The 23328-nt window shown below is 40.2% G+C and carries 24 protein-coding genes; 5 read left to right on the forward strand and 19 right to left on the reverse strand.

Annotation, left to right across the window (positions count from 1 at the left end):
* Positions 1-56: 56 nt before the first annotated feature.
* The 4 genes from cls to J7I90_RS06060 all read right to left on the reverse strand — a co-directional run bounded on the left by cls (position 57) and on the right by J7I90_RS06060 (position 4592).
* Positions 57-1565 (reverse strand): cardiolipin synthase, encoded by a 1509-nt coding sequence (cls, locus tag J7I90_RS06045; RefSeq protein WP_311315250.1) that lies wholly within the window; start codon positions 1563-1565, stop codon positions 57-59.
* A gap of 90 nt (positions 1566-1655) precedes the next feature.
* The gene (gene mecA, locus J7I90_RS06050; protein ID WP_214769202.1) at positions 1656-2324 is read right to left on the reverse strand and encodes an adaptor protein MecA; all 669 of its coding nucleotides are present in this window, start codon (positions 2322-2324) and stop codon (positions 1656-1658) included.
* Between the two features lie 493 nt (positions 2325-2817).
* On the reverse strand, positions 2818-3213 hold the full coding sequence (gene spxA, locus J7I90_RS06055) for a transcriptional regulator SpxA (RefSeq protein ID WP_034314502.1): 396 nt from the start codon (positions 3211-3213) through the stop codon (positions 2818-2820).
* A gap of 797 nt (positions 3214-4010) precedes the next feature.
* On the reverse strand, positions 4011-4592 hold the full coding sequence (locus J7I90_RS06060; RefSeq protein WP_063577057.1) for a GNAT family N-acetyltransferase: 582 nt from the start codon (positions 4590-4592) through the stop codon (positions 4011-4013).
* Positions 4593-4688: 96 nt separating this feature from the next.
* On the opposite strand from J7I90_RS06060, the gene J7I90_RS06065 reads away from it, so the two are divergent.
* Positions 4689-4877 (forward strand): hypothetical protein, encoded by a 189-nt coding sequence (locus J7I90_RS06065; protein WP_034314508.1) that lies wholly within the window; start codon positions 4689-4691, stop codon positions 4875-4877.
* 51 nt (positions 4878-4928) lie between these two features.
* Here J7I90_RS06065 and J7I90_RS06070 read toward each other — a convergent pair whose 3' ends face one another.
* Complete coding sequence (locus J7I90_RS06070; RefSeq protein ID WP_251025156.1) at positions 4929-6074, reverse strand: putative glycoside hydrolase; 1146 nt, start codon at positions 6072-6074, stop codon at positions 4929-4931.
* Positions 6075-6640: 566 nt separating this feature from the next.
* Here J7I90_RS06070 and trpS point away from each other — a divergent pair.
* The gene (gene trpS, locus J7I90_RS06075; protein ID WP_214769207.1) at positions 6641-7627 is read left to right on the forward strand and encodes a tryptophan--tRNA ligase; all 987 of its coding nucleotides are present in this window, start codon (positions 6641-6643) and stop codon (positions 7625-7627) included.
* A gap of 251 nt (positions 7628-7878) precedes the next feature.
* Here the strand turns inward: trpS and J7I90_RS06080 are convergent, their stop codons facing one another.
* From J7I90_RS06080 to J7I90_RS06095, 4 genes are all read right to left on the reverse strand, one after another.
* Entirely contained in the window at positions 7879-8634 is a 756-nt protein-coding gene (locus J7I90_RS06080; RefSeq protein ID WP_034314514.1) for a YjbA family protein, read from the reverse strand.
* A 114-nt stretch (positions 8635-8748) separates the two neighbouring features.
* Complete coding sequence (locus tag J7I90_RS06085) at positions 8749-9513, reverse strand: DUF2268 domain-containing putative Zn-dependent protease (RefSeq protein ID WP_214769210.1); 765 nt, start codon at positions 9511-9513, stop codon at positions 8749-8751.
* 126 nt (positions 9514-9639) lie between these two features.
* The gene (gene fabF, locus J7I90_RS06090) at positions 9640-10878 is read right to left on the reverse strand and encodes a beta-ketoacyl-ACP synthase II (protein WP_214769225.1); all 1239 of its coding nucleotides are present in this window, start codon (positions 10876-10878) and stop codon (positions 9640-9642) included.
* Positions 10879-10928: 50 nt separating this feature from the next.
* Entirely contained in the window at positions 10929-11864 is a 936-nt protein-coding gene (locus tag J7I90_RS06095) for a beta-ketoacyl-ACP synthase III (RefSeq protein WP_034314519.1), read from the reverse strand.
* 189 nt (positions 11865-12053) lie between these two features.
* On the opposite strand from J7I90_RS06095, the gene J7I90_RS06100 reads away from it, so the two are divergent.
* The gene (locus tag J7I90_RS06100; RefSeq protein WP_053534136.1) at positions 12054-12275 is read left to right on the forward strand and encodes a hypothetical protein; all 222 of its coding nucleotides are present in this window, start codon (positions 12054-12056) and stop codon (positions 12273-12275) included.
* Between the two features lie 41 nt (positions 12276-12316).
* On the opposite strand, the gene J7I90_RS06105 is transcribed toward J7I90_RS06100, so the two are convergent.
* From J7I90_RS06105 to J7I90_RS06115, 3 genes are all read right to left on the reverse strand, one after another.
* Entirely contained in the window at positions 12317-12499 is a 183-nt protein-coding gene (locus J7I90_RS06105) for a ComZ family protein (protein ID WP_034314525.1), read from the reverse strand.
* A 221-nt stretch (positions 12500-12720) separates the two neighbouring features.
* The gene (locus J7I90_RS06110) at positions 12721-13554 is read right to left on the reverse strand and encodes a Rossmann-fold NAD(P)-binding domain-containing protein (protein WP_214769228.1); all 834 of its coding nucleotides are present in this window, start codon (positions 13552-13554) and stop codon (positions 12721-12723) included.
* Between the two features lie 102 nt (positions 13555-13656).
* Positions 13657-14379: an alpha/beta fold hydrolase gene (locus J7I90_RS06115; RefSeq protein ID WP_214769230.1), complete on the reverse strand. Its 723-nt coding sequence runs from the start codon at positions 14377-14379 to the stop codon at positions 13657-13659.
* A gap of 295 nt (positions 14380-14674) precedes the next feature.
* Between J7I90_RS06115 and J7I90_RS06120 the strand changes: the two genes are divergently transcribed.
* Positions 14675-14866, forward strand: coding sequence for a YjzD family protein (locus J7I90_RS06120; protein WP_096339807.1), 192 nt, complete (start codon positions 14675-14677; stop codon positions 14864-14866).
* 82 nt (positions 14867-14948) lie between these two features.
* Here J7I90_RS06120 and clpB read toward each other — a convergent pair whose 3' ends face one another.
* The 6 genes from clpB to J7I90_RS06145 form a co-directional block, all read right to left on the reverse strand.
* Complete coding sequence (gene clpB / locus J7I90_RS06125) at positions 14949-17537, reverse strand: ATP-dependent chaperone ClpB (protein WP_214769233.1); 2589 nt, start codon at positions 17535-17537, stop codon at positions 14949-14951.
* Between the two features lie 222 nt (positions 17538-17759).
* Complete coding sequence (locus J7I90_RS27240) at positions 17760-18077, reverse strand: FAD-dependent monooxygenase (RefSeq protein WP_251025113.1); 318 nt, start codon at positions 18075-18077, stop codon at positions 17760-17762.
* Positions 18017-18958 (reverse strand): FAD-dependent monooxygenase, encoded by a 942-nt coding sequence (locus tag J7I90_RS06130; protein WP_251025114.1) that lies wholly within the window; start codon positions 18956-18958, stop codon positions 18017-18019. Before J7I90_RS06130 ends, J7I90_RS27240 begins: the two co-directional genes overlap by 61 nt.
* Positions 18959-19085: 127 nt before the next feature.
* Positions 19086-20198: a cupin domain-containing protein gene (locus J7I90_RS06135; RefSeq protein ID WP_214769235.1), complete on the reverse strand. Its 1113-nt coding sequence runs from the start codon at positions 20196-20198 to the stop codon at positions 19086-19088.
* A gap of 29 nt (positions 20199-20227) precedes the next feature.
* Entirely contained in the window at positions 20228-20719 is a 492-nt protein-coding gene (locus J7I90_RS06140) for a DinB family protein (RefSeq protein WP_214769237.1), read from the reverse strand.
* A gap of 1 nt (position 20720) precedes the next feature.
* Complete coding sequence (locus J7I90_RS06145) at positions 20721-21668, reverse strand: fumarylacetoacetate hydrolase family protein (protein WP_214769240.1); 948 nt, start codon at positions 21666-21668, stop codon at positions 20721-20723.
* 387 nt (positions 21669-22055) lie between these two features.
* Here J7I90_RS06145 and J7I90_RS06150 point away from each other — a divergent pair, with 387 nt between their 5' ends.
* Positions 22056-22814 (forward strand): IclR family transcriptional regulator, encoded by a 759-nt coding sequence (locus J7I90_RS06150; protein ID WP_214769243.1) that lies wholly within the window; start codon positions 22056-22058, stop codon positions 22812-22814.
* A gap of 54 nt (positions 22815-22868) precedes the next feature.
* On the opposite strand, the gene J7I90_RS06155 is transcribed toward J7I90_RS06150, so the two are convergent.
* On the reverse strand, positions 22869-23048 hold the full coding sequence (locus J7I90_RS06155; RefSeq protein WP_214769245.1) for a YjzC family protein: 180 nt from the start codon (positions 23046-23048) through the stop codon (positions 22869-22871).
* Positions 23049-23328 lie beyond the last annotated feature (280 nt).

Here is a 23328-nt window from a genome sequence, read left to right on the forward strand (position 1 = left end):
GATTCCTTTTAATGTGCAAAAAAAAATGCCTGATCGGCATAAAAGAGAGTTACAATCTAAAGAAGGGGTGAAAGCAATCGGCAAGTGGACTCCAATAATTTCAAACCGAAATTCCGTTTGGAAAACTCATCAATCTCCACTTCCTTGGATACTTTTATATCTTCCATGTAATCATTCACCAGCTGCTGAGCACTTTCCGTCCGGTAAAGAAATGCATTGACTTCGAAATTAAGGTGAAAGCTTCTCATATCGATATTGGTTGTCCCAATTGATGCCAGTTGGTCATCCACAATGATGATTTTACTATGCATGAAGCCTTCATTATATTGAAATATACGAACTCCAGAAGCAAGCAATTCGGGAAAATAAGTTCTCGAAGCATGAAATACGATACGTTTATCGGGGTTCTTCGGGACGAGAAGCCTGACATCCAAACCACTTAAAGCAGCCACCTTCAATGCTTGTAAGATATTGTCATCAGGAACAAAATACGGGGAGGCAATCCAGACGGACTTTTCTGCTGAAGTGATCATCTTAAAAAAAATGCTTTTAATGATCGTCCATTCACTATCCGGCCCGCCGCCAATCAATTGAACTCCGCCATGTCCTTGATGGGTCGGCATTCCGGTCATGAGGTATTCATCGCTTAAAAAACTATTGTTGGTGCTATAATACCAATCCTGCAGAAATATGAGCTGTAACGTCCTGACCGCTTCCCCCTTTATGATGAGATGCGTATCCCGCCAAGAACCGAATTTCTGGCCTTGTCCCAAATATTCATCCCCTATATTGAGGCCGCCGATGAAACCGACAGAGCCATCTATCACAATTATTTTACGATGGTTGCGAAAGTTGAATTTATTATTTAATAAAGGGAGATGCAGCGGACCAAAGGCCACCATTTCGGCTCCTGCATTCTTCAATTCATCGATATAGGATCGAGCTAACTTCCAGGAACCAACCGCATCATAGAGAAAACGGACCTTTACCCCTTCTTTTACTTTTTGTATCAAGATGTCTTTTAGCAATCCGCCAATACGGTCATCCCTAACAATATAATATTCTAAATGAATATGATGTCTTGCTTTTTTTAATTCTTCGATGATATTGGAGAATGTCTCCTCACCATTTCGTAAAACCCTCGTTTCGGTCGTAAATGATACAGGGCTATTCCCCAGCCTATTTGCAAGAGTGATTAACTGCTGAGGGTGCTCGCCCATTTCCATAATTCGTTCATTATATCCCGCTTCGCCGCTCATTTTCACGAAATTCTGTTTATCCAAAAAGTACTTCTTGCGAAATATCCTATCTTTCCGAAAATTACGGCCAAACAAAAAGTAAAAAATGAAACCGAAGAATGGGAAAGCGCAAAAAATAACAAGCCATGTTATGGTCTGGATGGGATCTCGATTTTCGAGGAAAATATTGAATCCAATTATCACCAAGAAAAGGGTCAAAATAAGACTAGAATAAAAAATCAGCCCGCCATCAACGCCATTTAACAGAAAATGCCAAGTACTGACCAACATGAGAATAAGCAGACCGATGCCAACTATATTCTTCACCTAGACTCCCTCCAATTAACAAACACAGGAACACTAAAATAACCCCCTTAGACGAAAAGGCCGATTTCTACTGAAATCGGCCTCAACAGTCTATGCGAAATATTTATCGACCGTTGTGAATACATCATTTTCGATAACTATCTTTCCGTACTCTTCAAGCATATGCACCGTTATAGGCGACTCCTGGCTATATTCCAATAAAAGACTTAGAACATTATCGATTTCTACCTCATCAATCTCCGCTTCGGAAAATTCGATATAAAGATAATATTTATTCTGATAAACATAAAGTTTAGTCGTCCAATCATCCAAGCCATGACGTTTGCTCAATGATATGACATCTTCAAAATCCTCGAAAGTCGTGATGAATTCAATCATACCATCTTCGAATGTCATACCGCTTTCTTCATCTTTACCATGAAAATGTTGATCAAGAAGCGTATCCATCTTGTCTGATACATTCAAATCCCTTATCTTATCATCTGAAAGAGGCAGCTCGAGTTTCTGACCATCTTTGGCAAGCTGGGCTTTTGTGACCAAAACTTCCAAGCCTTTTTCAAGGGCTTGAACTTGAATCCATAAAGGTCCTTCAATCATGAATTCTTCTTCCTGATGCACTTCATCCATCATTTCCCAAAAAAGTTCCTCACTTCGCTCGCGGCTGTACCAAATTTCTTCGCGATCAAAGCCTCTTTCCTCAATATCTATATAGGAAATATAAAATTTTACTGTATCGTCATTAATGCGTTCGATTTCCATGATTCCCCTCTCCCTTCCTTTCTCATTTTGAAGGGATAATAACCCCCAAGCGAAAATTGCTCTTAAAAGCTCTTTACCCGTAAGTGAATACTGTAAATCATGATAGCCATTAAAACAGACTATTTTACATCATTTTATGACAAAACCTTGAAGAAGGGAAATAAAAAACATTACTTATCTAAAAAACAATTGTTTGCCTAATATTCCATTCATTCTATAAAAAAATACATCCGCATGCAACTATCATAATGCTTTAATAAATTTTACTCTTACTGCCGTCAATGTCATATTATATACATGGCATGTATGAGCTGCATTCTTATTTTCCCTTTAAATGATGACCGGTTAAGGGACCTGTTGCAGCTAAGAAACGACCGCTGTCGTCTATGAATCCTGTTATGTTTCCCGTCATTTAATAAAAAAATCAGCGGAAAATCGGATATGTATAAAGAAAAAGCCCTGCACATTTCCTGGCAGAGCTTGAAAGACCTTATTAGTTGACCATACGTTGTGCTTCCCGTAATTGGAATGTACGAACTTTACGTGGTAAAAATCGTCTTATCTCATCTTCATTATAACCAACTTGAAGCCGTTTCTCGTCAAGGATAATTGGACGTCTCAACAGTCCAGGATTCTCCTTGATCAATTTATATAATTCTTGAAGAGGCAGGCTCTCTAAATTTACGTTTAACTTTTGGAAAGTTTTTGACCGTGTTGAAATGATTTCATCGGTTCCATCTTCTGTCATTCGAAGAATTTCTTTAATCTCATCAATCGTTAACGGTTCTGAGAAAATGTTTCTTTCTTTATATCCAATCTCATGTTCCTCTAACCATGCTTTTGCTTTTCTGCATGAAGTACAACTAGGTGATGTATATAATGTTACCATGCTTACTCACACTCCCTAAATATAGAATCGGTGATCTATGAGGGGAAATCTACTATTGTATTCATAAGTACCACTCTAATTTGAAATAATTTTAAATAAGTATTTCATGTTCCTTATTATACACTAATTTTTTTAAAATGAATACCCTTTTTGATATTTGAAAAAATCCTTTAAAACTTCCTGTTCAGGCTGTACTATAGCTATTTCATTTTTTTATGTAATACATTAAGACCACATTTTCTAATTGAAAAAACATACCTGCCATTCTCATTTAACTCTCAATTCGGCCCTCATGATTATTTAATTATCTCGTTACTTTTATTTACCCCCAATCCCTGTTAATAAACAAGATCCTGTTAATATATTTTCTTTAATAAAAAGCAAATTCCTCCTTTTACAAGAAAAACCATTCTTTTAGCACATATATTTCCAAAAGTGAAAAAGGTGATTCGAAAGAGTCCGCAATAAGGGAGTAATCTACCATCCAAGAAGTTATAGATATTCATTTCCCTGCAGAATATGCACAATAAGAAAAGACAGTTAATCTACAATCTCAAAAACGATCCAGTTGATGCCAGAAATCCGCTCCCTTTCCTCCGACCTGTCTGCCAAGCCTCCTCAAAGCAAGAGTCTGTGGGGTCTCGGCTAGCAAGCATTTTTGCAGGAGTATGGAAATTTTCTCAATATATTGGAACTTACATCCAAAATGACTTTATTGAATATTAACCAAATTATCCTTTTAAAAAACATGATTTCGACAAACTAAAAAGGGCCGGTTAACAACCGGCCCTTTTAACTCAAACTTCCATCTCTTTAAAAATATCTGCTTCCTGACCAGCATTTAAGCTAAGTACATCATCTACATCTTGATAAGATTTCCCATAAAGATCATCATCTTTGTAAGTATGGATTTCAGAATAAATCTCTTTCATGAAATCAAATACATCTTCTTCATCAACAGATGGATTTGCCGGCCAATATAAGATTTCCATAGGAGTATTCTCCTTGGTGGCAAGCGATTTTCTGCTGTAGGAAATCGAAGAGGCGTGCTTGAATCCTTCCCTTTTATAAAATTTCAGCCTTTTAAATGTATCATCATCATTTTCCTGTACTGGTTCTACTTCCAGCAAGATCGTTTTCTGCTTTTTTTGCAACTTTTGAATTAATTTCCTTCCAAGTCCCTGTCCCCTTGATTTCTTTGATACAAAAAGGTAATCAACGAATATAAACTCGTCCCCTTCCACATATAATAAAACATGGTCGGGACCTTCATCCTTTTTATATATTTCCTGCTTATCTTCTAAAAGAACTTCTATGTGTTCTTTTGACTTCATTTCTTCAATAGGGAAATACTGGTTTAGCTTTTCATACCAATTCATAATTTAATCTCCTCATTTGCTAGTTTATACTTTCCAGATTTTTTCTTATCCTCTACAATGGAACTTGAATAGCTTGAAAATATTAGGAGGGTTTTGATGATCAGCTACTTTTTGGACTTTTTTTTAGTAGCCGCTTGCGTTATTGGCATTACGGCTGTGAATGGCGTTGTAACGAATGGCATCGGCGAAAAATGGTTTGGCGGGAAACGTCACTCTCATATTTTCGATCAATCGAAACGAATTCAGTCAGGGTGGAGTCAAGTTGGCGGGAATAAAAAGCGGTAATTCAGAGAGAATTTGGATGACCGGAAGGAACTTCCCTGGTCATCCTTTTTTTCATGGGGTATAGTCTACTCCCTTGGTATATCGATTTGCTGCATTCCACAATAAGTATTCATCAATGCCATTATCATTCAATGCTTTTATTTGGGCTTCCACTTCTTCCTTACCATACCTTTGGTAATTTCCATCGCCTAAATATGAGGCAGTAAAATCTTGCAGCCAAGGTCTTGAAGTAGGTGGTGTTTTTAATTCCTTCAGCTTCCCATTCTCCAATTTCGCATATTCCTTAACGAGATTATAGGGCTCCAAATCAGGCTTTTCGATACCGAAATAAGATGTCCAGTGACTCGGATAGATCATCGAGGAAATTACATCAACATTCTCAGAGATTTTTGTGAAGTTTTGCCCAATTCCAGGAGCTTCAGGCAATGTAGCCGCATATCCAAAAATATCCACTGACACTTCGACATCGTATGGCTTCAGTTGCTTCCTCGCATAACTTACGAAATCCGTCACTGCCTGAACCCTTTTGGCTGTATGACTCATTTTCGCTTCATCATATTCACCCACATCATATTTCAAATCGTCTTCTTTATTTTCGAATCCTTCGGGAAAACGGACATAGTCAAATTGAATTTCTTTAAAACCCATCTTTGCCGCTTCAATGGCAATACCGACATTATAATCCCACACCTCTTTTAAGAATGGGTTAACGAAGGCTTCCCCTCGACCATTCTTCCATACCTTTTCACCATCTAAAAAAGACAATTCAGGTTTCTCTTTGGCCAAAAGGGAGTCTTTAAAGACGACAACCCTTGCAATCGGATAAATCTGTTTATCTTCAAATTTTTTCAGCATTGCCCTTGGGTTTTTTATGTAGTCTTTACCAATCCCAGCATATGGAGAGTCAGGATCTTCCGTTTTATACGTTACGTTCCCCTTGTCATCCTTAATGTCAATGACCATCGCATTCAAATCGGTTTCATCTACATATTTAATAAGTTCATTCAATTTATTGCCACCCGCTGCAGGCCCTGTCACATATATTCCGCGTACAGCATCCGGATAGTCGAATTTCAACCCCGAATCAAAAACAAAACGCGGTACGTTCGCAGGCAATTCTTTATTTTCTAATGCTACCTGCCTGGTTTCGTTCATGCCTTGCGCATGAACTGGCTGTTGAATCAGGAATATGCACATACCTGTCATCAACCATTTACACATTGGTTTCATTTTCTCCACCTCATTCGCCATCAGTCATCAATATTCAACAAATATAATAAACCCCTTTCTTTAATACCACAAACGATTAACTTTACTCCTATATATGATAAATAATTTTTTAAAAAGCTTTACAAAGTTCAGCTTAAGAATACGTTCACAATCCTGTACTCCCTTGTGAGTATCCTTCCCTAAAATGGCCTGCTCATTGTGATATATGTGAAACGGTTTGATTTTCCTTGAAGACTTCATTTCTTCCATGTCAAAAAAAAGAAACCGAAAATCCTTTCTATTGGCTTGATTTCCGTTTCGATTATACATTTAATATGAATAAATGCTAAAATACAGTATAGTGGACATTTCGTATTCTCAAAATGGCATCGATACAGGACAAAACGGCCCTCCACAAGATTCAAATGAGCGTTTCCCCACAGGAACATGCACATTTCTTTCAAAGAATGTGGATTCATTTTCTATTTATCCTTACAATAATGAAGAGCGAATATCCATTTATCAATAAACGTATTTAGAGGAGTGACTAGCAGTTGAAAAGGATTTTCTCCGGCATTCAGCCATCCGGTTCCGTTACTTTAGGAAATTACATCGGAGCCATGAAACAATTCGTTAACTTACAAAATGAATATGAATGTTTCTTTTGTATTGTTGACCAACATGCAATTACAGTTCCACAAGACCGCATCAAGTTAAGGAAAAACATTAAAACATTGGCCGCTTTATATCTGGCCATTGGCCTGGATCCTGAAAAGAATACCATCTTCATCCAATCAGAAGTACCAGCGCATGCACAGGCAGGCTGGATTTTACAGAGTATATCCTATATTGGGGAACTTGAGAGAATGACACAATTCAAGGACAAATCCGCTGGCAAAGAAGGGGTATCCGCAGCACTGCTCACTTACCCGCCGTTAATGGCTGCCGATATTCTCCTTTATAGTACAGATGTGGTCCCTGTCGGGGAAGACCAAAGACAGCATCTTGAATTGACACGCGATTTGGCTGAACGATTCAATAGAAAGCATAATGACATATTTAAAATCCCGGAAATCAGCCTCCCTACAGAAGGGGCCCGTATCATGTCCCTTCAGGAACCAACCAAGAAAATGAGCAAATCCGATCCTAATAAAAAGGCGACGATTGCCTTATTGGATGATCCGAAGCAAATCGAAAAAAACATCAAGAGCGCAGTTACCGATTCGGAAGGAATTGTCCGTTACGATAAGGAAAACAAAGCAGGTGTTTCCAACCTGATGTCCATATACTCCATTTTCAGTGGAAAATCCTATTCAGAAATTGAAGAGATGTATGAGGGCAAAGGCTATGGTGACTTTAAAAGTGATTTGGCTGAGGTGGTTCTTGGAGAAATCCTACCAATCCAAGAACGCTATAATGCATTGATCGATTCACCTGAATTGGATGAAATTCTGGACCGCGGTGCAGAAAAGGCGAATATTGAAGCCAATAAAATGATCAGAAAAATGTATAATGGCATGGGACTTGGCAGAAAGAGATAAAAGAAGACGATTCTCAACGGATTGTCTCAGTGTGTAAACAAAAGGTTTCGGAATGATATCATTCCGAAACCTTTTGTTTGTTTGGAGAAGTTGACCTCTCGTGATTCCTTATCACATTCTTGCCAAATATGTCACTCCTCCGCTGGCTCAGGCAAATTTTCAAATTGTACATAAAAAACTGTAGACAGATTCGATTTTCATCAAGTCTGTCTACAATCTAAGACTTATCCTTAACGGATCGTCTTTTTTGTTCATAAAATCGATGGGCTATCGCCAGCCTCCACTTGCCAAAGCTTTTCAAAAAAAGGCTGCCCCTTCACAAGGTTTTCACAAAGTTGAAGGTGCTTCTCTGACCAGCCTTCCTTCATTTCTTCATATAACTCAAGCCAAGCTATCTGAAAATCCATTTCTTGAATGCTTTCATATTTCTCAGGGGCCCATTCTGTGTACCAATAGCGGATTTCAGCAGTGTTTTTCGCCGTGAATAATTGGTCCATGGCCATGAATAGCAATTGCTTAAGCTGTCTTTCTTTTCTTGTCAAACCGTTCATGAATAAGGGAGACGGCGACAAAATATGATATTCTTTCTCAGATGTAGGTTTTTCAGTAAAGGTGTAATCCATCTCATCATGGTTTTCTATCATGTCATAAACAATTTGTTCCTGCCGGGGAATTATTCTGCTTTTCCTAATCGGAATATGATAACCTATCGTATCAACAGCTAAAATTCCATTTCCATCAGTCACGATAAAACAATAGTCAAGCTGAATTCGCTCATGATTTTTCCTAGCATATGCTTTTTGATAAACATCATTCAGCAACGGCTTAGGTAATTCTGACAAGTCGTTTTCTATGTAGTGGAACAATGTTGATGACACTTTCAACAAAGGAACTTGATCTAGCAGTTCGATCCCGTCATCTTTCCTCCATTCATGAAAATGACAAATATTATAGCCGTTTTCTTCTCCTTCAAACCAGTTAACCCATACATCATGAAGATATAGCATCATTCATCCCTCACTTAAACAAATTTCTGTTTGTCAATCAGTATAGGCAGGAACCATACAATTTATTCCTATTCTAGAAAACAGATTAAGAAAAAAAGAACGTATATATTAACTCTATTTTGATAAGAATTCTTCAGATTGAATAATGAATGATCTTTTCACGGAGAGTTTTTCAAAATTTTTCACCAAGTAATAGCCACTACAGTATCCAAGCATATATGGATATCCTTTTGTCCCAAGCAGAAGTACATCATGAAGAGGATCTGTACGTTTTATCGTGTGCTTTTCCTCTAAATGCTTTCTCCAATATTCTCTTAGTTTATCTTCCTGATATAAATTAGTCCAATTCGCTAAATATTTGGTTCCTAAATATTTTCCCACCGTTCTTTCCGCCAGTCCTTCCATGATCATCGTATCAAGGAGAGTGAATTCTTTTTGGTCCTTTTTCAAATGATGCAGACGGCAAACATGATGGTATTCATGAATCAACAAGGCCTCCATTTCCTTTTCGGCTATCCCCTTTCCGTAAAAAAGGAATAGTTTATCTTTAAAGGCCAACCCTGACTTCGTTTCAACTTTTTTATTCCACATCCCTGTAGACATGAGCGGGAAAATATATATGGGAACATCAGGCCCTCCCCATAGCTTCTTATAAGCTGTAAACAAGCTTTGTGTTTTTTCCCATACATCGTTTTCCTGTAAGTCTTCCCATGTGAGTTTTGTTTTTTGATTCGGCGAATACATGCCATGCTTCAATAAATGATGATAAATCATTTCCGCATCAAGGGTATCGTTGAAAGTGCTTTTAAGTCTTTCCATCATCTGGATCGGCCGGTTGAAGTCCCTCCTCATCCATTCATTGGTTGAAATGACTCCCATTTCCCCATACACCTCCGCTTCTATTGACTATCGTATGATTTAATGAAGGCGGATGACACAATATATCCCTTTTCCCTTCAACATAAAAAAGAGCAGATCCCAATAGATCTGCTTTTCCTTCAAAAATTATTGATATTTCTTGAAAAGAATCGTTGCGTTATGTCCACCGAATCCAAGTGAATTGCTGATGGCTGCATTGATTTCGCTCTTCCTTGCTTGATTCGGGACATAGTCCAAATCACATTCAGGGTCTGGTGTTTCAATATTGATGGTTGGAGGCAAAATGCTGTCCCTGATTGCCTGAATCGTGAATATTGCTTCCACACCGCCTGCTGCCCCTAACATATGGCCTGTCATTGATTTAGTGGAACTTATCGCAAGTTTATTAGCATGGTCGCCAAAGACTTCTTTGACTGCCATCGTTTCGTACTTGTCATTGTATGGCGTACTCGTTCCGTGGGCATTCACATATTGGATGTCTTCAGGATTCAAACCTGCATCCTCAATTGCAATTTTCATGGCTCTTGCACCGCCTTCTCCACCTGGTGCCGGAGCGGTAATATGGAAGGCATCTCCAGTTGAGCCATAACCAGCTATTTCAGCATAAATCTTGGCTCCTCTATTCAATGCATGTTCAAGGTCTTCCAGAACAATGATTCCAGCTCCTTCACCTATTACGAAACCATCACGGTTTAGATCGAAAGGACGGCTAGCGGTTTGTGGATCAGGATTTGTCGACAAAGCCGTATTTGCACAGAAGCCTGCAACCGACATTTTTGTGATTGGCGCTTCGGCCCCGCCTGTAATCATGACATCGGCATCGCCCCGTTGAATGGCTTTAAACGCATCACCAATTGAGTTTGTTCCTGTTGCACAGGCTGTTACCGTACATGAATTGATTCCTTTTGCACCCAGTAAGATAGAAACCTGGCCGGCTGCCATGTCCGGTATCATCATTGGAACGAAAAATGGGCTAACCCGTTTATATCCCCTGTTTAAAAAGTTTTCATGCTGTGTTTCAAGTGTCTCCAGCCCGCCGATACCCGAACCGATCCAGACCCCGACACGTGCAGCATTTTCATCGGTTATTTCCAGCTTGCTATCATTGTATGCCATAACGGAAGCTGCAATTGCATAATGGGTAAAACGGTCCATTTTGCGCGCTTCTTTACGATTTATATATGTTTCTATATCAAAGTCCTTGATTTCAGCAGCCACTTTAACGGGATATTCTTCAGCATTCAAACGAGTTAAAGGCCCTATTCCCGATTTCCCCTCGATTATATTCTTCCATCCAGTTTCTGCATCATTACCAACTGGAGAGATTGCTCCAATACCTGTTACAACTACACGACGATTAGTCATTGAAAATGGCTCCTTCCTATTTTTAAAGCTCTTACGATTTGTTTCTTCTTTTATTTACCCCATCTAAGAGCGATCGCTCCCCATGTAAGGCCACCACCAAAGCCGACCATGACGATTAAGTCATTGTCCTTGATTCTTCCTGCTTCCATTTCTTCCACAAGGGCCATTGGAATGGACGCTGATGAAGTATTTCCATATTTATGAACCGTTTTTGTCATCTTTTCAAGCGGGAGACCCAGGCGTTCCCTTGAGGCTTCCATTATGCGTATGTTTGCTTGATGCGGAACAAGCAGATCCACATCTTCCTTTGTCAAACCAGCTTTGTCCAATACACCCAGGCTGGATTCCCCCATTTGACGGACAGCAAATTTAAATACTTCACGTCCATTCATATGGATGAAATCTCCTTCTTGTAATAAGTGCTTCCCGCCAGTTCCATCTGCCCCTAATTCAAAGGAAAGGACCCCTTTGCCATCAGATACAGGTCCAAGTACAGCTGCACCCGCTCCGTCACCAAATAGGACAGCCGTATTACGGTCTTCCCAATTGGTTACTTTCGAAAGTTTTTCAACACCGACAATCAACACATGCTTATATGCACCTGTCTTAATAAATTGCTGTGCCGTGATCATTGCATACATGAATCCGGCACATGCCGCACTTACATCCATCGCAGCTGCCTTCATCGCTCCCAATTTCTCTTGAATCATGCAAGCGACAGAAGGAAACGACTGATCAGGTGTAACGGTAGCCACAAGAATCATATCTATCTCTTCAGCCGAAATTTCCGCATTTTTCAATGCAGCCTTTGCGGCTTCATAAGCCATATCTGAAGTATCAATATCATCATTTGCAATTCTTCTTTCCTCAATACCCGTCCTGGTCCGGATCCACTCGTCAGAAGTGTCCATAATTTTTTCTAAATCCGCATTTGTAACGATTTTGTCGGGTAAGTAGCGGCCAAGGCCTAGTATTCCAGCATTCATCTTGCCATCCCCTTATATTTTAATGAGTTATTATAATCATCTATTATTACCTGGTACTAATTTTATATAAAAAAAGACTTCCTTGCAAGAGTTAAGCAAGAAATCTCTTTCTGAAGCCGGTCAAGCGCCTATGCCAGGGGAATTTCAGGGACATAGATTATTAATAAAAGGAGTAAGGAGGAACTCATTATGGACATTTTCAATCGTAACCGCGAACGAAACCCGGATGATCATTTTTCGAATTTGATGTTTGGCAGGAAACCCGAACCGGAGCAAGAGGAATCGAAGGTGGATTACTTGCAATTAATGGCGAGCGTTGAAACATTGATGGGCTTATACAGTCAATACAAACCGACCATTGATAAAATCAATCTGAACCCATTGATCGCCAAGTTCTTGAAAAAAGAATAAAAAAATTAAGGCTGCCCTTTATCGGGACAGCCTGCCTTTAATTAACGCTGAGCATCTTGTTTGCCAAGCTCATAAGCTTCTTGCATTACGCTTTTAAAGAGCTCCATGAATGGCTCTGCCATCTCCATTGAAAATGGAATCCCGCTTGCCTCAAGCTTCGCTTTAGCCTCTGGGAAGTATTTCATGGCGATTCCCATAAATTCAAGAGTTTTATCTGAACTCATTCGCGTTTCCCCCCTATCTTTTGAATATTCATCAATTGATTTGTGATGCCCAAATAATGCACAATAATATCATAATTCCACAGAACCCTTTCGTAAAGGGCGTACATATAAAATCATGGATATCTTTTGATGTTATTCCTATCCTTGTACATTATAGTACAAGACATATAGATTAGAGGCAAATATACCGTTTTGTTCTGCTCAAATAAGAAAATAATTGTTTAATCACGCTTTCTCCACTTTTTAAGTAAGTTTAATCGTTTATTATGTTTTTTTTGTAATGCAATGCCTTCTTCCGGTTCCATTTTACATTGCACTTCAAATATTGTTCCTTTATTGATTTTAGTTGTTGATTGTTGGGGAGTGAATGAATCCATGCTTTCACCAAATATTAGCTTGGCACATTCAATCCAATGATCATCAATAGAGCTGCATAATTGGATGTCCCTATCGGAACTTGAGGTTAGCACCCCTTCCAAGGCATTAACAAAATCAGTGATATAGAGGGCATCAAAGGTATATTCGGCAGTAATTGCCGCTTTGATATCAGACTGCCCAAGCTGATTGATTCCAGCTTCAAAGCTCATGCCTTCCGATTGCCAAGGTCCATAAATCGTCGGTAAAAATATGATTTTTGCAGAATCGATTCCACGAATCGAGCTTAATATGGAATGAAATATACTGACATCTTTTTCAATGGGCATGAAAAGAACGAAATTGGGCGTTTCATTCTTGCCATTTTTGCATTTCTCAATGAAGGAAACGATTTCGCCTATCAGAAAATCGATTTTGTCCATTTTGCCGCTTTGAATATCGTAACAAGAGATGAACACCGTGTCCTGCTGTGAAATATCCAATAATTTAAGTTTATTTATCGGAAAGTATATATAATTTGAATTCCTTCCTATTTCAAGTTCTTTTTCTTCCATAATATATTGATTTGCTTCGGAATCATCCCAATCGATTCCGATTACTTCTTTCCCTTGATTCAAGAAATATTGAGTCACATAGAATCCCACAAATCGATAAGTGCCAATGACAATGTTTGTTTGCATAAATACAGCCTCCTCGTATGCCATCAAGCCCACTTCACCCGGCACGTCTAGTTTTTTTAGATGCTGTATCGTATGCAAACTATTGTAAAAATATATCTTTTCTCATAAAATCTCTTCATTCTCATTGAAAAACTTTTGTATTTGATAGGGGATTTTATAACGTTTTTCGGGCAATATATACGTCAGCTGCAAGTCTGCTTTTCTAGCCAGCTGGATTTGCCGATAAAGGGAGGCTTGCTCTTTCCGTAAGCTTCCAAAAACCTGAATCACTTTCATGGGGATATTCTCTGCGATAACTGAATCTTCAGTGTCCATGATATGCTGTTCACATTCTGCCGGATCGAGCTCATATGCAGCAGCAACCTCTGACAGCCACTTTTTATAGAAGAACTTATTTTCCTTTTCTTTTTCCAGTTGTGCTTTCAAGGAAAAAACCGGATCGATCAATACGACAGACCGAATTTTATTTCCAAGTTCATTCATTAGCTTTAGGGCAAGTAGTGCGCCTGTCCCCTCTGCCAATATATGAACCCTTTGATTGACAATTTCTTTTTTCATGAAAAGAATATATAGGTTAAGGGAAAGGTCCAGTGCTTTAGGACTGCCCCAGTTGGCTCCGTGAAAATTGGAAGAAAATAGCGTGTATCCGTATTCCTTTAAATATTCCAGTATCTGCAGCCTGCCAGGATGCTGCAGCCAAAAGCTGCTGTCTTTTTCGACAAAATGACTACGGTCTCCAATTACCAATACGGAAAAACCACTGGGCCGCTCTGGATAATAGATGATATTCCATTGGTCATCAATTTGAAAAGTTCGTTGTTCCATCGTTCAAACTCCTTTAAGGAATATTACTACTACTATATTAATTTATGACGAAAAATAGAAAGGGTCAGTGGAAACGCCTAACTTCTTATCTTAAATTAACCAAGCAGGGACGACTTTTGTTTTTATTTTCCCCTATAATTTCCTTTTTGAAGTTTTGAACCAACTTGTATGCCCAAAAAATTCTCTTATGATTTAATGTATTGAATAATTTAAAGGTTATTATTAAAAACACGTTTTAACTGTATATTAATTATGGTAAGATAAAAATGAATGTAGTGGAATGAGGTGAAATTCGATGCGTTATGCTTGGACAATTTTTTGGACATTCTTATTAGTGCATATGACTGTATATGTTGTTTCTTCCATGATCGGAGTTTCATACGATGCTGCTCAGGGAACGATTTTAGGATTGGCTGCTTCTATCCTGATTCTTATCATCCCTGCTATCTTGCCTGCTGGGCCAGCTAAAGACTCCCATCAACATTAAGAAGCAAAAGAGGACATCCTTTTTAGGATGTCCTTTTTGTTATACCATACTTTGCTTACGGGTAAACTGCATGGCGACGTTTTTATATGAGGACCAATTCATCATGATCATAATCAATCGTGATTCCTTCTTTAAGCTCAACAGTCCCAGCTATGATTTTACGGGCGATTTTCGTTTCGAGATGCTTTTGGATGAATCGCTTCAGCGGTCTTGCTCCATATACCGGATCATATCCCTGATCCGCAATGAATTCCTTAGCCGCTTTTGTGACGTTGAGGACTATATTTTGTTCAGTTAACCTCACTTGTAATTGATGAACCATTTTATCTACGATTTCAACGATTTCTTGTTTTGTCAGTGGTTTGAATAAAACAATATCATCAACTCGATTCAAGAATTCCGGACGGAAATGCCCTCTTAATTCTTTAAAGACCTGATCTTTTATTTCTTCTTCAATGCCACCATCCATCCGGTTCGATTGCAATAAGAAATGGGAACCGATATTGGAAGTCATGATGATGACCGTATTTTTACAGTTGATTGTTCTGCCTTGGGAGTCTGTTATTCTTCCATCGTCCAACATTTGCAGTAAAATATTGAAGACTTCCGGATGCGCCTTTTCAATTTCGTCCAATAATATGACGGAGTATGGGTTTCTCCTAACAGCCTCCGTAAGCTGGCCGCCTTCCTCAAATCCTACATAACCGGGAGGTGCACCAACAAGTCGGGACACGGAATGTTTCTCCATATATTCCGACATATCAATTCGGATCATATGTTCCTCACTATCGAATAACGTTTCTGCCAAAGCTTTTACCAATTCGGTTTTACCGACACCAGTCGGCCCAAGAAAAATGAATGAACCGATTGGCCTGTTTGGATCTTTTATGCCAGCCCTTGCTCTTAAAACAGCATCGGATACGAGTTCCACCGCTTCTCCTTGACCGATTACACGTTCATGCAGGATATCTGATAGGCGAAGCAGCTTCTCCCTTTCACTTTCCACCAGCTTGCTTACCGGAATCCCTGTCCACCTTGCAACAATCGAGGCAATTTCCTCCTCCGTCACTTCCTGGCGAAGCAATCGTGATTCCTGTTTTTCCTTTTCCAATTCGTCTTCCATTGCTTCCAATTCTTTTTGAAGCTGCGGAATCCTTCCATGCCTAAGTTCAGCTGCCCGGTTAAGGTCATAGTCATTCTCTGCCTGTTCCAGTTCGTGACGCAGTTTCTCAAGCTCTTCACGTTTGTCCTGTACCTTTTGAAGCGCTGATTTCTCCATTTGCCACTTGGATTTCATGCTATTCGCTTGATCCTGAAGTTCTGATAGTTCTTTTTGGAGCACTTTCAGCCTTGCTTTGCTTTGAGGGTCGTCTTCATTTTTCAGGGCCGCTTCTTCAATTTCAAGTTGCATGACTTTTCTCGTGATTTCATCCAACTCGGATGGCATGGAGTCGATTTCCATGCGGATCATCGCACATGCTTCATCCACAAGATCGATCGCTTTATCCGGTAAAAATCGCTCCGTTATATAGCGGTTCGAAAGGACAGAGGCTGCAACGATCGCCCGATCATGTATCCTGACGCCATGATGAATTTCAAACCGTTCCTTTAATCCCCGCAAAATGGAAATCGTATCTTCAACATCCGGTTCAGGAACCAGAACCTGTTGGAAACGGCGTTCCAAAGCCGGATCCTTTTCAATATATTGCCGATATTCATCAAGGGTCGTTGCACCGATACAATGCAGCTCACCGCGCGCAAGCATCGGCTTTAACATATTTCCGGCATCAAGGGCGCCATCCGTTCTTCCTGCACCGACAATTGTATGCAATTCATCAATGAATAAGAGAATTTTGCCGTCACTCTTCTTGATCTCATTCAACACTGCTTTTAGGCGTTCCTCAAATTCACCTCGGAATTTGGCCCCTGCGACAAGTGCACTCATATCGAGTGAAAAAACGGTCTTATCTTTTAAACCTTCCGGCACATCCTTCCTGACGATCCTTTGAGCCAACCCCTCGACAATCGCTGTTTTACCTACTCCAGGTTCTCCTATTAATACAGGATTATTTTTCGTTTTCCGTGAAAGGATCCGGATGACGTTACGGATTTCCGTATCTCGACCGATTACTGGATCGACCTTACCCGATTTAACCTCAGCAACGAGATCTCTGCCGTATTTTTTCAATACTTCATAAGTACTTTCAGGATTTTGACTAGTCACTCGCTGATTCCCCCTTATATCGCTTATAACCCGTTTTGCTTTATCATAATCAATTCCATATGATGAAAATAGCCTGTTTACATTCGTTTTATTGACTTGCAAAGATGCAAGCAGTATATGTTCGACAGATAAGTATTCATCCTCCCACTTCTGCATTTCCTTTTCTGCAGCCGTCAGAATTTGCTGTAGGGAGGATGACATGTAAACCTGGGAAACACCCCCGCTCACTTCCGGTAATCTATCCAATTCCTTATCCAGCTCTATATCAAATAGATTCACCGGTTTACCAGATTCCGATAAAATCCTGATTAATAAACTTTCATCCTGTTCCATTAAGACCTTTAATAAATGAAGCTCCGTCAGCTCAGGATTCCCTCTTTCATTGGCTAGTTCCTGACCGCCAGTGAATGCCTGCTGGGTTCTCTCCGTCATTTTATTAATATCCATCTTGAAACCTCCCATTCATCTATATCATGAACGAATCCCAACTGGTTTGACCAATTTTGACCTTTATATTTTCATTATACTTCTAATTCTGCCCATGTAAAGGAAAGTTATAAGAAATGCAGTAGTTTGGATAATAAACGGAAAAAGCCTTTCTTCATATAGAAGAAAGGCAGACCCATTTGAAACATGGATACATTCCTTTATGGATGAAACAAAAATGGTTTATGCTTTCACGGCCGTTTTATTGTAACCATGAAATTCATCGACGAATTGGAAATCCCTATCCGTCCGACATGCTAGGATCGTATCTCGGAGCAGAATGCCTGCATCGGTCGTATTGTGGATGATTTCCCCCCACATTCTTGCACTCGTTTGAACATTTGCCGTACGTGGTATGCGTTCCTCCTGATATTCCAAAAATGCCTGTTCAATGTCATTCCCATGCTTATGAAGCATATCAGACAAATAAGCTGCATCTTCTAAAGCCTGGCAAGCCCCTTGTGCCAAGTATTGAAGCATCGGATGTGCCGCATCGCCCATAAGGTAATTCTTCCTTTTGTCCAATTATCAATTGGTAAACGGTCATACATCGGCCAGCGGCGTTGTCTTTGAATGAATGAAATCGCATTCTGAACAAGCTCACAAGTTCCGGCAAATACACGGTCCATTTCTTCCGGTGTTCCCCATTGATCTGTTTTTTCGTTTTCTTCCGTATATTGAGAACTTTTGAAAACCACTACTTGGTTATAAAGTTCTCCCCTTCTAACCGGATATTGAACAAGATGAAGGTCTGGCCCAATCCACATGTATACATCATCTAAATCTCCATGGCTCGTAACCTCCTCCATCGGGATCGCCCCCCTGTATGCAACATATTGAGAGCAGACCGGCTGATCTTCCATAAAAAGTTTCCGTGCCTTGGACCATAATCCATCGGCTCCAATGACAGCAGTTCCTGAATGTTGCGACCCGTTGGCCGAAGTAACCGTCACTTCACCTTCATACTCTACTGTCTCAATAATGGTTTGATTCGTGACCAGTTCTATATACGGGTTCTTTTCACAGGCTTCAGCCAGTACTTTATGCAAATCGGAACGATGCAAAACAACATACGGAGCTCCGTATCTTTCTTTATAAACCTCACCTAAATCCAAAGCGGAAAGCTCTTTTCCGGAAAAGGCGTCCATCAACACCAATCTTTTTGGAAATACTGCAATATCATTGATTTTATCCATGACACCTAAACGCTGCAATACGTTGGTGGCATTTGCTGCAAGCTGAATCCCTGCACCAATTTCCCCAAATTCGGGAGCTTGTTCTAGGACTTTTACATACTGTTTTGTTTCTGCGATTCCTAAAGCAGTTGCCAATCCGCCAATTCCCCCACCGATAACGATGAATGGTTTTTTTTCTGTGTTCATCATCAATTCCCCCTATATCAGTTGCTTTTAGCCAAAGTTGCGGACCACTACCAAAGTAAGCGTTTTCATTCGAATGGCATTCATCTATTCACTAATATCTTAGCTGAAGATTCCAAACCGATTATTTTCAAACCAAAACAGGCTTGAATTCACTTTCAACCTTTTGGTATCCATTGTTTGTGTCTAATGCTTGTTGCTGTTCCAAATCGAATCTTTCCATTATTGGTAGGTCATTTACCGAGAATAAGTAAGAATCCGCTTCTGCAACGTGCTCATGCCATGCCCAATTCGGAACGACGAAGTAATCTCCCTTGGACCAGTCAAAACGCACTCCATTAATGACCGTATATCCTGATCCTTGGTGCACTTGATAAATCGTGGAATGGGTGTGGCGATGGGCTTTCGTATGGAAACCTTTAGGAAGTTTCTGCATCCATGCACCCATCGTCGAATTGGCCGTTTGGCCATTTGATGGATTGATATATTCCACGGCAAAACCTTCATATGGATCCGGTTCGAAATTCATCAATCCTTCTATCGCTGCTTTGGTGCCCTTCCACTTGTAGTTGGCAAGCGGTGCCACTTGTGAATAACGGTCGGATACTGGACGAACCATTCCGCCTTGATAACGGAGCTCTGAAAAATTATCCGGCCGCTTAGGCGTTTCAATCCGATCTGGATATGGATCAAAGAAAGTGCCGCCTATGGAATAGATGGTTGGGATATCAAGGGCATCCATCCAAACCATTGGTTTTTCCCCAACATGTCCATGACCATGCCATAAGTTTTTAGGCGTGATCAAAAAATCGCCTTCTTCCATGAAGATCCTTTCTCCCTGCACGATGGTGTAGGCACCTTCACCCTTCGTAATGAAACGAAGTGCACTTTGGGAATGACGGTGGGAAGGGGCCACTTCACCTGGCAACAATAGCTGGACCGCTGCATAAAGCGTTTGTGTTGTCGAAGCCCATCCCCAAGGCTGGCGATAAGTAAGGCCAGGGTTTTGAAAATAAATCGCCCTGCGCTCCCCGCCTCGGTCAGGTGTGAAGATTTCAGCCGCTTCCATCAATTTTTTTGTCAAAAGCTCTTCTTTCCATAAATAAGCATGCGCATGAGGTTTAGGTTCATGGTCCATCAGAGCGGGAATGGCTTCCCACAGCGGCCCAAGGTTATACTGCTGAATATCCTTTGTAAAATCTTTCACGATCGTACTATTCATGTATTCCGATTTTCCAGCCATATTAATCCCTACTTTCTTTTTTATCTGCCTTACTGGATTTTAGAAAGATTTCGCTTAATTTGATCATAATGTCCTGAAACATGCTCATCGATGAAGTGATCGACTATATAAGAAACTGGTCTGTTTCCGAATTTAGCGAAATTCCGGTGTGGCGATTCTTTGGATAGTGTTGCTTCATCTAAATTCCCGAGACCGCTCTCCACTTTATATTTAAGCTCCTCCACTTGCTTCCTGACATCATCCACAGCAAGTTTGTCAGTATCGGTAACTGCCGCCAATCGGGCTAGATCTTGCAATCCACGCCCCCATTCGGCACCAGGCATCGCTATTACAGTTTCCACCTCACCTAACCAATAAGGAATGGCTTCAGCTAAATGGGAAAGTATCTGCATGATTGACCATTCATCCTCTGCTGGTTTAAATCGAATCGTTTCTTCCGGTAGGTTTGCCGTTGTCTCAAGAATATGGTCGATTGATTGTTGAACCGATTGGATTGATGTCCCGATTTCCTGATAAGCCATTTTATTTTCCCTCCCCGACACGTCTCACGCGATTTTCAAGATAACCTATTTTGTCGATTTCGATTTTGACAACGTCACCATCTTTTAAGAACACTTGCGGATCACGGGCAACTCCTACCCCACCCGGTGTTCCTGTTAGTACGATGTCACCTGGTTCAAGAGTCATTAAGTTCGATAAGAATTCAACTAGATACTTCACATCGAATACGAAGTTGGATGTATTCGTTTTTTGGCGTTCTTCACCATTTACCGTTAATCGTACATTTAAGCCTGATGGATCGGACAATTCATCGGAAGTGACTAACCAAGGCCCCATCGGAGCACTTCCTTCAACCGTTTTCCCTTGTAGCCACTCAAGTGTACGCCGTTGGATATCACGGTAAGTGACATCATTCGCAATTGTATAACCAGCTACATAATCAAGCGCATCTTCTTTTGAAACATTACGTGCCCTTTGTCCGACAACAAAAGCGAATTCCGCTTCATAATCCAGTTGTTCCGAGATTGGGAAAAACGGTATATCATCCTGGGGACCGATAACTGTATTGGCGAACTTTGCGAATACTACAGGGAATGGCGGCAGTTCACGACCCATTTCAGCAATGTGTTCACGGTAATTATGGCCGACACAAATAATTTTGCTTGGCTTTTGGACAGGGGCCTCAAGCTTTATATTTTCAATTTCATGTACCAATTGATGTCTGAAGGAATCACGATTTTTAATAGCGTAGTCCGCAGTCTTTTGCGCGATGGAAAGGCTTTCATTCCCTCCCTGTAAAAACTCCTCCATTGTTGCAGGGACATAAGCGTCAGCAATTTGTTCACTGCGAAGTTTCCCTTCGCTTTCAAGAAGCGCTTGATAGGCATAGTTCAAGTCAACTACTACATTATCCGGGTAAATTGCACCGATGCGATTAAATCCTTGACTGCTGAACGTTACTAATTTCATATTCATTCTCCTTTATTAATCCGGATTTTTTTTAAAACCTCTTTTTGATGCCAACATCCTAATTCTGCTGGATTCGCTTCGCAAGCCAGAATTTGAATGACTGCAAAGCTCTTTTTTCACTTATAGATAACTTTGTTCACTATTTATATAAATAATAACTCAATTTTCGGAATATTGTCAAGAAAGTATTGCGAATTTTTGTGCAAATGTTATCATCTGAACCATTATCAGTACTGGGGAATCAAAAAGTGCGCTGAAGTTATTCATTTAATAGAAACGTATATTGATAGCTTCAAGCAGCCGGCGGTTTTTCTGCTGAATTTCATGTATATTTTACAGATTCTGATATACTAGACCTAAATTAAAACAGATTAGGGAGATTGATTTATGGAAATCGTAAAATCCGGTTCGACGATTCAATCATTACAAATAGGGATGAGCATCATAGATTTACTTGCTTCCCAAAGAACTCCTTTAAGATTCTCCGATATTCAGGAATTAACGGAGATAACGAAAAGTAACCTCTATAAGTATTTGAATACTTTGACTCAACTGGAGTTACTATATCGCGATAAGACAACCGGCATGTATCACCTTGGGAGCAAATTGATTCAATACGGAATGGCAGCGATAGGAAATGAGGACGTAACGAGCAGAATAACTCCTTATTTACAGGAAATCAGTCACCATACTTCCTGCACGGTCCTTTTTTCCGTTTGGACATATGATGGACCAATCACGGCAAAAATATGGAATTCCAATCAAAACTTAAACATAGGGGCACAGTTAGGTACGCGACTTCCGCCATCATCCTCTTCCGGAAAGGTATTCACTGTATTTCAGGATCCTTCCTTGACGGCGGAATGGATTGAAAAAGACCGTAATGTTACGGGCTCGTTCCTTAAAGTAACGAATGAATATGATAAAATTAGGGAATACAAAATAGCTTTTGCCAAAGAGCCTCTTGTACCATCAGTATCCTCCATGTCCATTCCGGTTTTTAATTATAATTCGGAATTGTTGGGAGCAATCACTGCCGTTGGGTTCACCGAAAACATTCCTGATCATTATGAAGATCCTTTAAGCGTCTATTTAAGGAAAAGCTGTTTGGAAATCTCGAATATATTCGGTTATTCCGCTGAATAGAAAAAAAGCAGGAAGAAGGATGGCGACCATTCCTTTTTCCTGCTTTTAGATGTTTCATGGCTTCCGCTTATAGGTCCATATCCGATTATGATTGGATGTTTCAGGAAAAGAATCCCCTGCATCCAGCTTTATCATTTTCGGATTCACTACCGTGCTGCCCGTTTCACCGATTTCTACGTAGGTCCCATTATTCGGTGCCTTCTGACCTGGCTTAAATTGTCGATTTTGCCCCATAGATTTCACCCCTTTACATGCTTTCCCTGTTATTATTACCAGGTTCATACCTTTCATGTCAGAAAAATTAGGTACATACAGGAAATTCGGCTGAATTAAAAAGCATCTGTTCTCTGAGCAGACGCCTTTTTAAGTTTTTAAAAATTGACCGTCGATTGGAACGTAAGGCACTCGCTTTCCGCGGACGGTCCGCCCTCTGCGCAATTGCGCCTGCGGGGGCAGTCTCCCTTCGACGCGCTTTTACCTACAGTCTTTTTTGTTTAAATATCAGTATTGATCC

The sequence above is a fragment of the Bacillus sp. ISL-57 genome, assembly GCF_018613135.1.
GTDB classification, from domain to species: Bacteria; Bacillota; Bacilli; order Bacillales; family DSM-1321; genus Peribacillus; species Peribacillus frigoritolerans.